General features: G+C 61.2%; 11 protein-coding genes. 9 read left to right on the forward strand and 2 right to left on the reverse strand.

What is annotated here, in order from left to right; all coding sequences use genetic code 11:
- The 9 genes from GIW04_RS19650 to lpxC form a co-directional block, all read left to right on the forward strand.
- On the forward strand, positions 1–520 hold a 520-nt coding region (locus GIW04_RS19650), incomplete at its 5' end, for a glutamate ligase domain-containing protein (RefSeq protein ID WP_329607627.1).
- A complete protein-coding gene (gene ftsW / locus GIW04_RS19655; RefSeq protein ID WP_003188673.1) occupies positions 517–1,740 on the forward strand; it encodes a putative lipid II flippase FtsW in 1,224 nt (407 codons plus the stop codon). The genes GIW04_RS19650 and ftsW, both read left to right, overlap by 4 nt.
- The gene (gene murG, locus GIW04_RS19660; protein ID WP_003188675.1) at positions 1,730–2,800 is read left to right on the forward strand and encodes an undecaprenyldiphospho-muramoylpentapeptide beta-N-acetylglucosaminyltransferase; all 1,071 of its coding nucleotides are present in this window, start codon (positions 1,730–1,732) and stop codon (positions 2,798–2,800) included. The genes ftsW and murG overlap by 11 nt, the downstream gene beginning before the upstream one ends.
- Entirely contained in the window at positions 2,793–4,241 is a 1,449-nt protein-coding gene (gene murC / locus GIW04_RS19665) for a UDP-N-acetylmuramate--L-alanine ligase (RefSeq protein WP_034134894.1), read from the forward strand. Before murG ends, murC begins: the two co-directional genes overlap by 8 nt.
- On the forward strand, positions 4,238–5,194 hold the full coding sequence (locus GIW04_RS19670; RefSeq protein WP_003188679.1) for a D-alanine--D-alanine ligase: 957 nt from the start codon (positions 4,238–4,240) through the stop codon (positions 5,192–5,194). Before murC ends, GIW04_RS19670 begins: the two co-directional genes overlap by 4 nt.
- 4 nt (positions 5,195–5,198) lie before the next feature.
- Positions 5,199–6,068 (forward strand): cell division protein FtsQ/DivIB, encoded by an 870-nt coding sequence (locus GIW04_RS19675; RefSeq protein WP_032893516.1) that lies wholly within the window; start codon positions 5,199–5,201, stop codon positions 6,066–6,068.
- A 15-nt stretch (positions 6,069–6,083) separates the two neighbouring features.
- Positions 6,084–7,346, forward strand: a complete 1,263-nt coding sequence (ftsA, locus tag GIW04_RS19680) for a cell division protein FtsA (RefSeq protein ID WP_003188682.1) — start codon at positions 6,084–6,086, stop codon at positions 7,344–7,346.
- A 75-nt stretch (positions 7,347–7,421) separates the two neighbouring features.
- Positions 7,422–8,618, forward strand: a complete 1,197-nt coding sequence (gene ftsZ, locus GIW04_RS19685) for a cell division protein FtsZ (protein ID WP_003188685.1) — start codon at positions 7,422–7,424, stop codon at positions 8,616–8,618.
- Positions 8,619–8,730: 112 nt separating this feature from the next.
- Entirely contained in the window at positions 8,731–9,642 is a 912-nt protein-coding gene (gene lpxC / locus GIW04_RS19690; protein WP_003171886.1) for a UDP-3-O-acyl-N-acetylglucosamine deacetylase, read from the forward strand.
- A gap of 173 nt (positions 9,643–9,815) precedes the next feature.
- Here the strand turns inward: lpxC and GIW04_RS19695 are convergent, their stop codons facing one another.
- The gene (locus GIW04_RS19695) at positions 9,816–11,300 is read right to left on the reverse strand and encodes a GGDEF domain-containing protein (RefSeq protein ID WP_120248672.1); all 1,485 of its coding nucleotides are present in this window, start codon (positions 11,298–11,300) and stop codon (positions 9,816–9,818) included.
- A gap of 162 nt (positions 11,301–11,462) precedes the next feature.
- Positions 11,463–12,785 carry an OprD family porin gene (locus GIW04_RS19700; protein ID WP_003188687.1) on the reverse strand — a complete coding sequence of 441 codons (1,323 nt, stop codon included), beginning with the start codon at positions 12,783–12,785 and terminating at the stop codon, positions 11,463–11,465.
- Between the last annotated feature and the right edge of the window lie 233 nt (positions 12,786–13,018).

Genomic DNA, 13,018 nt, shown 5'->3' on the forward strand with positions numbered 1-13,018 from the left:
GTCCAATGCCCTGGCGGCCTTGGCGCTCGGTCACGCGGTTGGCCTGCCATTCGACGCCATGCTCGCCAGCCTGCGCACCTTTGCCGGGCTTGAGCATCGCTGCCAGTGGGTGCGCGACCTCAATGGCGTCAGCTATTACAACGACTCCAAAGCCACCAACGTCGGTGCGGCCCTGGCGGCCATCGAAGGCCTGGGTGCCGATATCGACGGCAAGCTGGTGCTGATCGCCGGTGGTGATGGCAAGGGTGCCGACTTCAAGGACCTTAAAGCGCCAGTGGCCGCCCATTGCCGCGCCGTGGTGTTGATGGGCCGCGATTCGGACCTGATCGCCGCCGCCCTCGGTGACGCTGTACCGCAAGTACGCGCAGCTTCCCTGGACGACGCCATTGCCCAGTGCAAAGCCCTGGCCCAGCCCGGCGATGCGGTGTTGCTGTCGCCCGCGTGCGCCAGCTTCGACATGTTCAAGAACTATGAAGAGCGCGGCCACCTGTTCGCCCGCGCCGTGGAGGCTTTGGCATGAGCCTCAACCTGAGAAACATCATCAAGCCCTACCCGTCGCCGATCATTACCGGGCGCGGCATTGACCTTGATTTCCCTATGCTCGCCGGTTGCCTGGCGCTGCTCGGCCTGGGCCTGGTGATGATCACCTCGGCGTCCTCCGAAGTGGCTGCCGTGCAGTCGGGCAACACGCTGTACATGATGATCCGTCACCTGGTGTACCTGGTGATCGGCCTGGGCGCCTGCATCGTCACCATGATGATCCCGATTGCCACCTGGCAGCGTCTGGGTTGGCTGATGCTGATCGGTGCGTTCGGCTTGCTGGTCATGGTGATCGTGCCGGGCATTGGCCGCGAGGTGAACGGTTCAATGCGCTGGATCGGCTTCGGCGCGTTCAACGTGCAGCCTTCGGAAATCGCCAAGGTGTTCGTGGTGATCTACCTCGCCGGTTACCTGGTGCGCCGCCAGAAAGAAGTACGCGAAAGCTGGATGGGCTTCTTCAAGCCGTTCATCGTGTTGCTGCCCATGGCTGGCCTGTTGCTGATGGAGCCCGACTTCGGGGCCACGGTGGTGATGATGGGCGCCGCCGCCGCGATGCTGTTCCTGGGTGGCGTCGGGCTGTTCCGCTTCACCTTGATGGTGGTGCTGGCGGTCGCGGCGGTGACCATCCTGGTGCAGGCGCAGCCCTACCGGATGGCGCGTTTGATCACCTTCACCGACCCCTGGTCCGACCAGTTCGGCTCCGGCTACCAGTTGACCCAGGCGCTGATTGCCTTCGGTCGCGGCGAGTGGCTGGGCGTGGGCCTGGGCAACAGTGTGCAGAAGCAGTTCTACCTGCCGGAAGCCCACACCGACTTCGTGTTCTCGGTATTGGCCGAGGAGTTGGGTGTGGTGGGTTCGCTGTGCACCGTTGCGCTGTTTGTGTTCGTTTGCGTGCGCGCCATGTACATCGGCTTGTGGGCCGAGAAGGCCAAGCAGTTCTTCGCTGCCTACGTGGCTTATGGGTTGGCCTTCCTGTGGATCGGCCAGTTCCTGATCAACATCGGCGTGAACGTCGGCCTGCTGCCGACCAAGGGCCTGACCTTGCCGTTCCTCAGTTACGGCGGCAGTTCGTTGGTGATTTGCTGCGCCTGTCTCGGCTTGCTGCTACGTATCGAGTGGGAGAGTCGTACCCACCTGGGCAGCGAAGAGATGGAGTTCAGCGAGAGCGACTTCGCCGAGGAGCCGACCCATGGGCGCTAATGTGCTGATCATGGCAGGCGGCACCGGGGGGCATGTGTTCCCGGCCCTGGCTTGCGCCCGTGAATTCCAGAACCGTGGCTACACCGTGCACTGGCTGGGTACACCCCGTGGCATCGAAAACGAATTGGTGCCTAATGCCGGCTTGCCGCTGCATTTGATCAACGTCACCGGTTTGCGTGGCAAGAGCAAGTTGTCGCTGCTCAAGGCGCCGTTCGTGCTGCTCAAGGCGGTCATGCAGGCGCGCAAGATCATTCGCGAGCTCAAGCCAGTGTGTGTGCTCGGCTTTGGCGGTTATGTGACCGGCCCCGGTGGCGTCGCGGCGAAACTCGCGGGCGTGCCGGTGATCGTCCACGAACAGAACGCCGTCGCCGGTACCGCCAACCGCCTGCTGGTGCCGTTGGCTGCGCGGGTGTGTGAAGCCTTTCCGAAAACCTTCGCCGCCTCCGACAAGCTTCGCACCACCGGCAACCCGGTGCGTACCGAACTGTTCATGGCCATTGCGCGTGACGCGCTGGCGGGGCGCAAGGCACACCTGCTGATCCTGGGCGGAAGCCTGGGCGCCGAGCCTCTGAACAAATTGCTGCCTGAAGCCGTTGCGCAACTTCCTGAGGATGTGCGCCCGGAGATCTTCCACCAGGCCGGCAAGAACCACGATGAAGTCACCGCCGCGCGTTATCGCGAGGCCGGTGTAGAGGCCAATGTACAGCCCTTCATCAAAGACATGGCCCAAGCCTATGGCTGGGCCGACCTGGTGGTCTGCCGCGCTGGTGCGCTGACCGTCAGTGAACTGGCGGCCGCCGGTCTGCCGTCCTTGCTGGTGCCTTTGCCCCACGCCATCGACGATCACCAGACTCGCAACGCCGAATATTTGGCCGGGGAGGGCGCTGCCTTCCTGCTGCCGCAAAGAACGACTGGCGCCGCCGATTTGGCCGCTCGCCTGACCGAGGTTTTGATGCAACCGGAACGACTCAACAGCATGGCGAGCACCGCAAGCCGCCTGGCCAAACCTGACGCAACCCGTACCGTGGTCGATATCTGCCTGGAGGTGGCCCATGGTTGAGAATCAGAAAGCCATGCCGCAACCCGAGATGCGCCGCATCCGCCGTATTCACTTCGTCGGTATCGGTGGCGTGGGCATGTGCGGGATTGCCGAAGTGTTGCTGAACCTGGGCTACCAGGTGTCCGGCTCGGATTTGAAAGAGTCGCCGGTCACTGATCGCCTGAAGTCCTTCGGTGCGCAGATCTTTATCGGCCACCGTGCCGAGAACGCTGCCGAGGCCGACGTGCTGGTGGTGTCCAGTGCCGTGAACACCTCCAACCCGGAAGTGGCCACTGCCCTTGAACGCCGTATTCCAGTGGTGCCGCGTGCCGAGATGCTCGCCGAGCTGATGCGCTATCGCCACGGCATCGCCGTCGCCGGTACCCATGGCAAGACCACCACCACCAGCCTGATCGCCTCGGTGTTCGCCGCCGGTGGCCTGGACCCGACCTTCGTCATCGGTGGCCGCCTGAATGCAGCTGGCACCAATGCCCAGCTCGGCACCAGCCGCTACCTGATCGCCGAAGCCGATGAAAGTGACGCGAGCTTCCTGCACCTGCAACCGCTGGTCGCCGTCGTCACCAACATCGACGAAGACCACATGGCGACCTACGACGGTGACTTCAACAAACTGAAGAAAACCTTCGTCGACTTCCTGCACAACCTGCCGTTCTACGGTTTGGCCGTGGTGTGCCTGGACGACCCGGTAGTGCGTGAAATCCTGCCCCAGGTCAAGCGCCCGACCGTGACCTACGGCTTCAGCGAAGATGCCGACGTGCGCGCAATCAATGTGCGCCAGGAAGGCATGCAAACCTTCTTTACCGTGCTGCGCCCCGACCGCGAGCCGTTGGATGTGTCGGTGAACATGCCGGGCAACCACAACGTGCTGAACTCTTTGGCGACCATCTGCATTGCTACCGATGAAGGCGTCAGCGATGAAGCCATCGTCGAGGGCCTGTCGCGCTTTGCCGGTGTGGGCCGTCGCTTCCAGGTTTACGGCCAACTGCCGGTTGAAGGCGGTGACGTGATGCTGGTGGACGACTACGGCCACCACCCGACCGAAGTGGCGGCCGTGATCAAGGCCGTGCGCGGTGGCTGGCCGGAGCGCCGGCTGGTGATGGTGTACCAGCCGCACCGCTACAGCCGCACCCGCGACCTGTACGACGATTTCGTCAATGTACTGGCCGATGCCAACGTCCTGTTGCTGATGGAAGTCTACCCGGCCGGTGAAGAACCGATCCCGGGCGCTGACAGCCGCAAGCTGTGCAACAGTATCCGCCAGCGTGGCCAGTTGGACCCGATCTACATCGAGCGTGGCGTGGACCTGGCGCCTATCGTCAAGCCGCTGCTGCGTGCCGGCGACATCCTGCTGTGCCAGGGCGCCGGTGATATCGGTGGCCTTGCGCCCAAGTTGCTGGCGAGCCCGCTGTTTGCAGCCGCGGCCAAGGGGAAGTCGAAATGATCACTGACTACGGCTCCCTGTTTTCCACCCTTGCGCCTGCCGACTTCGGTCGCGTCGCCGTGCTGTTCGGCGGCAAGAGCGCCGAGCGCGAAGTGTCGCTCAAGTCCGGCAATGCGGTGCTTGAGGCGCTGCAAAGTGCTGGCGTGAACGCGTTCGGTATCGATGTGGGCGATGATTTCCTCGCCCGCCTGCAGGCCGAAAAGATCGACCGCGCCTTTCTCATTCTTCACGGCCGCGGCGGTGAAGACGGCAGCATGCAAGGCCTGCTCGAATGCGCCGGCATCCCTTACACCGGCAGCGGCATCCTCGCCTCGGCCTTGGCGATGGACAAGTTGCGCACCAAGCAGGTGTGGCACAGCCTGGGCATTCCGACCCCGCGTCACGCCGTACTGTGCAGCGAAGACGATTGTATTTCTGCGGCCAAGGAACTGGGCCTGCCTTTGATCGTCAAACCAGCCCATGAAGGCTCCAGTATCGGCATGGCTAAAGTGAACTCGGCCGCCGAATTGATCGACGCATGGAAAGCGGCAAGTACCTACGATTCGCAAGTGTTGGTGGAACAGTGGATTTCCGGTCCCGAGTACACCATCGCCACCCTGCGTGGCCAGGTATTGCCGCCCATCGCTTTGGGCACGCCCCACACCTTTTATGACTACGACGCCAAGTACCTGGCTTCCGATACTCAGTACCGGATCCCCTGCGGCCTTGAAGCAACCAAGGAACAAGAATTGATGGACCTCACGGCGAAAGCCTGTGAGGCGCTGGGTATCGCCGGTTGGGCGCGGGCAGACGTGATGCAGGATGACCAAGGGAATTTCTGGTTCCTTGAAGTCAACACCGCACCGGGCATGACCGACCACAGCCTGGTTCCCATGGCAGCCCGTGCCGCCGGTCTGGATTTCCAGCAGTTAGTGCTGGCGATCCTGGCCGACAGCATTGAGCCAAGAGGCTAAACACATGAACGGCGCATCGCTTCGTCATCAGCCCCCACAAGCACCGAGCCGCAAGCCGGTGCCACGGGGTGCAAGCCGAATGGTGGCTAAGGAGCCGATGTCTTCGCGCCTGCCAAAAGCCAACTTTGGTTTTATCAAGGCGCTGTTCTGGCCGGTGCTGCTGGTGGTGTTGGGCTTTGGTACGTACGAAGGCGCGCAGCGCCTGTTGCCGTATGCCGACCGGCCGATCACCAAGATCAGCGTGCAGGGCGATTTGAGCTACATCAGCCAGCAAGCGGTACAGCAGCGCATCGGCCCATACCTGGCGGCGAGCTTCTTTACCATCGACCTGGCGGGCATGCGCTCGGAGCTGGAACAGATGCCGTGGATCGCCCACGCCGAAGTTCGCCGTGTATGGCCGGACCAGGTGACGATCCGCCTGGAAGAACAACTGCCCGTGGCCCGTTGGGGCGATGAAGCGCTGTTGAACAACCAGGGCCAGGCGTTCACCCCGCGTGAGCTGGCCAACTACGAACACCTGCCGCAGCTGTTCGGGCCGCAGCGGGCGCAGCAGCAAGTGATGCAGCAGTACCAGGCCTTGAGCCAGATGCTGCGGCCACTGGGCTTCTCCATTGCACGCCTGGAATTGCGTGAGCGGGGCAGCTGGTTTTTGACGACCGGGGCAGGCAGTTCCGGCCCGGGCATCGAGTTGTTGCTGGGACGCGACCGCTTGGTGGAAAAGATGCGCCGCTTTATTGCCATCTATGAAAAAACCTTGAAAGAACAGATTACGAACATTGCGAGCGTCGACCTGCGTTACGCCAACGGCCTGGCCGTCGGCTGGCGTACACCGGCTGCGCCCACGGCAGCACAACCCGCTGTCGCGAAGAATTAAGAAGAGGCAGGACCCATGGCAAACGTGCAAAGCGGCAAAATGATCGTCGGTCTCGATATCGGCACCTCCAAGGTGGTGGCGCTGGTGGGCGAGGTCGGGGAAGACGGCGCGATCGAAATCGTCGGTATTGGCACGCATCCGTCCCGGGGCCTGAAGAAGGGCGTGGTGGTGAACATCGAGTCCACCGTGCAATCGATCCAGCGCGCCATCGAAGAAGCGCAGTTGATGGCCGGTTGCCGGATTCACTCGGCGTTCGTCGGCGTGGCCGGCAACCACATCCGCAGCCTGAACTCCCACGGCATCGTGGCGATCCGCGACCGTGAAGTCAGCTCGGCCGACCTTGAGCGCGTGCTCGACGCTGCCCAGGCCGTGGCGATCCCGGCAGACCAGCGCGTGCTGCACACCCTGCCGCAGGACTACGTGATCGACAACCAGGAAGGCGTGCGCGAGCCCCTGGGCATGTCGGGCGTGCGTCTGGAAGCCAAGGTTCACGTGGTGACCTGCGCCGTCAACGCCGCACAGAACATTGAAAAATGCGTGCGCCGCTGCGGCCTGGAAATCGACGACATCATTCTCGAGCAGTTGGCCTCGGCCTACTCGGTACTCACCGACGACGAAAAAGAGCTGGGCGTGTGCCTGGTGGACATCGGCGGCGGCACCACCGACATCGCGATCTTCACCGAGGGTGCGATCCGTCACACCGCGGTGATCCCGATTGCCGGCGACCAGGTCACCAACGACATCGCCATGGCGTTGCGCACACCGACCCAGTACGCCGAAGAAATCAAGATCCGCTACGCCTGCGCCCTGGCCAAGCTGGCCGGTGCCGGCGAGACCATCAAGGTGCCAAGCGTGGGTGACCGTCCACCGCGCGAGCTGTCGCGCCAGGCCCTGGCCGAAGTGGTCGAGCCACGTTACGACGAGCTGTTCACCCTGATCCAGGCTGAACTGCGCCGCAGCGGCTACGAAGATTTGATCCCGGCCGGCATCGTGCTGACCGGTGGTACCTCGAAGATGGAAGGCGCGGTCGAGTTGGCCGAAGAGATCTTCCACATGCCGGTGCGCCTGGGCGTGCCCCATGGCGTGAAAGGCCTGGGCGACGTAGTGCGCAACCCGATTTATTCCACCGGTGTGGGCTTGCTGTTGTACGGGCTGCAAAAGCAGACCGACGGCATTTCCCTGTCGGGCCCGAGCATCCGTGACAGCTACCGCAGCGACGACGAGGCGAAAGCGCCGTTGTTCGAGCGGCTGCAGGCTTGGGTAAAAGGCAATTTCTAAAGATTTACCGCGACACCGCAACACCCGCAACAAGCAGTAGGCGAAAAAACTAGAGAAAATGAAAGGAGAGGGAACATGTTCGAACTCGTAGACAATATCCCCGCTAGCCCGGTTATCAAAGTAATCGGTGTCGGCGGTGGCGGCGGCAACGCTGTCAACCACATGGTCAAGAGCAACATTGAAGGCGTTGAGTTCATCTGCGCCAACACTGATGCCCAGGCGCTCAAAAGCATCGGCGCGCGGACCATCCTGCAATTGGGCACCGCGGTGACCAAGGGCCTCGGCGCTGGCGCCAATCCGGAAGTCGGCCGTCAAGCCGCCCTGGAAGACCGCGAGCGTATTGCCGAAGTGCTGCAAGGCACCAACATGGTGTTCATCACCACCGGCATGGGCGGCGGTACCGGTACCGGTGCTGCACCGATCATTGCCGAAGTGGCCAAGGAAATGGGGATTCTGACCGTTGCTGTCGTGACGCGTCCGTTCCCGTTCGAAGGCCGCAAGCGCATGCAGATCGCCGACGAAGGTATCCGTCTGCTGTCTGAAAGCGTCGACTCGTTGATCACCATCCCCAACGAGAAACTGCTGACCATCCTGGGCAAGGATGCCAGCCTGCTGTCTGCCTTCGCCAAGGCTGACGATGTACTGGCCGGTGCCGTTCGCGGTATCTCCGACATCATCAAGCGCCCAGGCATGATCAACGTCGACTTTGCCGACGTACGTACGGTCATGAGCGAAATGGGCATGGCGATGATGGGCACTGGCTGCGCCAGCGGTCCGAACCGTGCACGCGAAGCCACCGAAGCGGCCATCCGCAACCCGTTGCTCGAAGACGTTAACCTGCAAGGTGCACGCGGCATCCTGGTGAACATCACCGCCGGTCCCGACCTGTCCCTGGGTGAGTACTCCGACGTGGGTAGCATCATCGAAGCCTTCGCTTCCGAGCACGCCATGGTCAAAGTCGGTACCGTTATCGATCCGGACATGCGCGATGAGCTGCATGTAACCGTGGTTGCCACCGGCCTGGGTGCAAAAATCGAGAAGCCAGTGAAGGTCATCGACAACACCCTGCACACCAGCCAGGCCAGCCAGGCAGCCGCCGCTCCAGCCCCTGCTCGCCAGGAACTGCCGTCGGTGAACTACCGTGACCTGGACCGTCCGACCGTGATGCGCAACCAGGCTCAGGCCGGTGCTGCGGCGTCCCGTAGCCCGAATCCGCAAGATGACCTGGACTACCTGGACATCCCGGCATTCCTGCGTCGTCAGGCCGATTAATGGAATGTATCAGGGCTATGAAGGTGATTGGTGTTCAGCAAAGGTCTGGTCTGCTATTATCGCCAGCCTTTGTTGATACCAGTTCGCAATTTGCGCTGAAGCGGTCCAAGCCATGATTAAACAACGCACCCTGAAGAATATTATTCGTGCCACAGGTGTAGGTCTGCACTCCGGGGAGAAGGTATACCTGACCCTCAAGCCTGCACCTGTCGACACCGGCATCGTGTTTGTGCGTGCCGACCTGGACCCTGTGGTGCAGATTCCTGCTCGCGCGGAAAACGTTGGCGAAACCACTATGTCGACCACATTGGTCAACGGTGACGTCAAAGTGGACACGGTGGAGCACTTGCTCTCGGCCATGGCTGGCCTGGGCATCGATAACGCCTACGTCGAGCTCTCCGCGTCCGAAGTCCCGATCATGGATGGCAGCGCTGGCCCCTTCGTATTCTTGATTCAATCTGCCGGCCTGGAAGAACAGGACGCAGCCAAGAAGTTCATTCGCATTCTGCGGGAAGTGACAGTAGAAGACGGCGACAAGCGCGCCACCTTCGTCCCGTTCGAAGGCTTTAAAGTGAGCTTTGAGATCGATTTCGATCACCCGGTATTCCGTGACCGCACCCAAAGTGCAAGCGTGGATTTTTCCAGCACTTCGTTCGTAAAAGAAGTCAGCCGCGCCCGTACCTTTGGTTTCATGAGTGACATCGAGTACCTGCGCAAGCACAACCTCGCACTCGGCGGCAGCGTGGAAAACGCCATCGTGGTCGACGCGGATGGTGTACTGAACGAAGACGGCCTTCGCTATGAAGACGAATTCGTGAAGCACAAGATCCTCGATGCAATCGGTGACCTCTACCTGCTGGGCAATAGCCTGATAGGCGAGTTCAAAGGCTTCAAGTCGGGCCACGCCCTTAACAACCAGCTGCTGCGCAAGTTGATTGAGCAGACAGACGCTTGGGAAGTCGTGACCTTCGAAGATGCCAGCACCGCACCGATCTCTTACATGCGTCCCGTTGCGGCGGTGTAAGTAACAACTCTCTTTCTTTAGTTTTGAAAGGCTGCCTTCGGGTGGCCTTTTTTTATGCCTGACGAATATCCAAATGTGGGAGCTGGCTTGCCTGCGATAGCGGCCTGCCAGTTAGCTTATAGGTAGCTGACCCACCGCGATCGCAGGCAAGCCAGCTCTCACAATTGACCTCATCAGTTTGAGGTCTTTGAAACATCCATTGTCCGGTTACGGCCGCTGTGCTTGGCCTGATACAACGCTTGGTCAGCCTTGAGCAGCAGGTCTTCAAGGGAAATACGGCTGTGCTTCTGCCAGGTACTCAGGCCGATGCTTAAGGTGATCGGTTGCTCGTCCCCGACCACTCTCGGCAAGTGCTGGACCCCCTCGCGGATATGCTCGGCGATCACCCACGCCCCCTTGGCGTCGGTATTGGGCAGCACCACCGCGAATTCTTCACCGCCGTAACGCGCCGCCAGGTCGGCAGGGCGGCGGATATGGCTGGCGATCACCTGTGCGACTGTACGCAACGCCTCATCGCCGCCCTGGTGACCATGACGGTCGTTGAAGGCCTTGAAGTGGTCCACATCGATCATCAACACGCTCAACGACTCGGTCGAGCGTTGTGCCCGGTCCCATTCCAGCCGCAAGCGTTCGTCCAGGGTGCGGCGGTTGGCCAGGCCGGTAAGGGCGTCGGTGGATGCCAGTTCTGACAGCACCTGCTCGGCGCGATGGCGGCGGCGCAGCTCCATGCACAGTGCCCAGGTCAGCCATAACAAGCCCACGCACAACACTCCGGTCGCGATGCTGACCAGCCACGCCGCACGTCGCCAGGGTGCGAACATTTCATCGCTGGACAAGGCCACTGCCACGATCAGCGGCAAGTCGCCCACATTGGAAAAGCTGTAGAGCCGTGCCTGGCGATCGACGCTGGAGATGCTTTGGAAGCTGCCGTCCCGTTCGCGCAGCATGCGCGCCACATTCGGGCGCTGGCTCAGGTCCTTATCGATGATGTCCACTTCCAGCAAAGGCTCTTGCGCGAGCAGGATGCCTTGGTGGTTGAGCAGGTTGATGGTGCTGTTGTTGCCGATGTTCAAGCTGCTGAACAACTGATGAAAGTACGACAGGCGCATGGAGGCGACCGCCACCCCCAGAAAACGCCCGTCCGCTGACGAAACGCGACGGCTGAACGCGATGCGCCAGGGGTCGTCACACTGACAGCGGGCCATGAACGGGCGGCTGATATACAAGCCCAGGTCGGGGTTGTTGCGGTGGGCCTGAAAATAGTCACGGTCGGCAAAGTTACCCAGCTTGGGCGTAAGCAGGGACGAATCGGCAATCACCTCGCCGGCCGGGTCCAACAGCAGGATATCGCCCTTGTAGGGCGCCGCAGCGGAACGATCGAACAGCACCAAATGACGGATGCTCTCTGAAACATCTTGCAGGTCGGTGCGCTCGGTGGCGCTGATCAAGCCTTTGAGGGCCATGTCGTAAAGTTCGACATTGCGCAGCACGTCAGCGTCGATCAATTGCGTGATGGTATTGGCGGTGCGCTTGGCCGTCTGCAGGGTGTTGGCATGTTCACGAATCAGCAGCGCAGTCACGACCCCCACGATCAGCAACACCGTGAGCGTGCTGCCCAGGATCAGCAGGCGCTCCGGGCGCGTAAGGCTTGAATTCATCGGGCACACTTTTGCGTTGAGAATGCCCTTAGCGTAGTAGCAACTCTTGAATATGGCTGTAGGAGCGAGCTTGCTCGCGAAAAACTCACAGACGCCGCGTTTATTCAGGAAGCACGCGTTATCGTTAACGTTTTTCGCGAGCAAGCTCGCTCCTACCTGTATTCAGAACACGTTGATCGGGTAATCCACGATCACGCGGTACTCATCCACATCGCGGTCCACCGCCGAGTAGCCATTGCTGCCGCGATTGGTCGCCCATTGCAGGCGCACGGCCAAGTCCTTGGCCTTGCCGCCCTGCACCACATATTTCAGGTCGATATCGCGCTCCCAGTGCTTGGCGTCCTTTCCATCGGCGCTGTACCAGTTGCTGTAGCCACGACTGTTGGGGTCGACCTTGGTCAGGTCGGTCTTGCCGCTGATGTACGACACGGCGGACGTCAGGCCGGGCACGCCGAGGCCGGCAAAATCGTACGCGTACTTGAGCTTCCAGGAGCGCTCGTTGGGCCCGTTGAAATCCGAGTACTGCTGGGAGTTGTCCAGGTACACGCTGTCGCCCTGGGTGATGTAGTCGAACGGCGTGTTGCCATTGACGCGCTGATAAGTCGCCGTGACGCTGTGGTTGCCCACCCCCACGGTGAAATGCAGGCTGTAAGTGTTGTTGTCGATATCGCCCAGCAGTGATTGGCCGGTGTCCTGAGTGTGGTAGTAGTGCAGGCCGGGGGTCAGGCTGACCAGGTCGTTCAGGGCGTAGGTGTATTCCAGGTCGTAGTAATACTGGTGCCAGACGTCCTTCAGTTCGGAGGCGTACAGGTTGCTGGTCAGCCCCTCAATCGCGCTGAACGACACACCAGCCCAGTCCAGGTGCTGGCTGTCGGTGTTGGCGGGCAGCGTGCCGTAGCTGGTGCCGATGCGCCGATGGCCGCTCTGGTTGTAGAGCTTGGTGAAACTGGCCTGGCCGCCTTCGAACATCCAGCCGTCGAAGCTGTGGTTGGTCAGGCTCACGCCACGGAAGGTCTGCGGCAACATGCGCGTCATGCCGCCGGCGATCACCGGGTTGTTGAGGAACAGGTCGCCGGCTTTCAGTTCGGTGTCGAAGGCGCGCAGCTTCAAGGTGCCGCCGGCCGTCGAAAACGAACCCGGCGCCTTGCCGTTGCCGCTGCCATACGGAAGGATGCTGGAGCCATCCGTACCGCCACCGCCGTCGAGCTTGAGGCCGAGCATGGCATTGACGTCCAGGCCGAAGCCGACGGTGCCCTGGGTGTAGCCGGATTCGAAAGTGCCGATAAAGCCCTGGCCCCATTCCTTGCTGTCATCGGTATGAATATCGCGCCGGTCGCGGTTCATGTAGTAGTTGCGGGTGTTGATGGTGAGGTGGGAGCCTTCGACGAAACCGTCGTTGGGGGTAGTGTCTGCCGCGTGGGCCAGTGGGGCGATCGTTGCTGCAATCGCGAGGAATAACGGGGTGAACGTCAGCGAGTTCTTCACCGGTAAAGCTCCTTTGGTCAATCCATAACGGCCAGTGTCGTGAGGGTGTGCCCGGCCTTTTTTTACGGCAAAAAAAAGCCGCTGAAAATCAGCGGCTTTAAGACAGATTCCCAGTGTAGAGCCCTGGAAAAAAGTCGAGGGAAATTCGGGTAAGCGGGTCAGCTGTCTTTGCCACCGCGCTCATCGGTGCGTCAAAGTAACGCAGGCGAGCGCTGCGATACAGAGTGTAACAA

Source organism: Pseudomonas sp. PA-4-8C, from assembly GCF_021606625.1.
Taxonomy (GTDB): Bacteria; Pseudomonadota; Gammaproteobacteria; order Pseudomonadales; family Pseudomonadaceae; genus Aquipseudomonas; species Aquipseudomonas lactis.

Excerpts from the sequence above, each read along its gene's own strand:
- ftsW (WP_003188673.1), top strand. The coding sequence starts at position 517 with ATGAGCCTCAACCTGAGAAACATCATCAAGCCCTACCCGTCGCCGATC.
- murG (WP_003188675.1), top strand. The coding sequence starts at position 1,730 with ATGGGCGCTAATGTGCTGATCATGGCAGGCGGCACCGGGGGGCATGTG.
- murC (WP_034134894.1), top strand. The coding sequence starts at position 2,793 with ATGGTTGAGAATCAGAAAGCCATGCCGCAACCCGAGATGCGCCGCATC.
- GIW04_RS19670 (WP_003188679.1), top strand. The coding sequence starts at position 4,238 with ATGATCACTGACTACGGCTCCCTGTTTTCCACCCTTGCGCCTGCCGAC.
- GIW04_RS19675 (WP_032893516.1), top strand. The coding sequence starts at position 5,199 with ATGAACGGCGCATCGCTTCGTCATCAGCCCCCACAAGCACCGAGCCGC.
- ftsA (WP_003188682.1), top strand. The coding sequence starts at position 6,084 with ATGGCAAACGTGCAAAGCGGCAAAATGATCGTCGGTCTCGATATCGGC.
- ftsZ (WP_003188685.1), top strand. The coding sequence starts at position 7,422 with ATGTTCGAACTCGTAGACAATATCCCCGCTAGCCCGGTTATCAAAGTA.
- lpxC (WP_003171886.1), top strand. The coding sequence starts at position 8,731 with ATGATTAAACAACGCACCCTGAAGAATATTATTCGTGCCACAGGTGTA.
- GIW04_RS19695 (WP_120248672.1), bottom strand. The coding sequence starts at position 11,300 with ATGAATTCAAGCCTTACGCGCCCGGAGCGCCTGCTGATCCTGGGCAGC.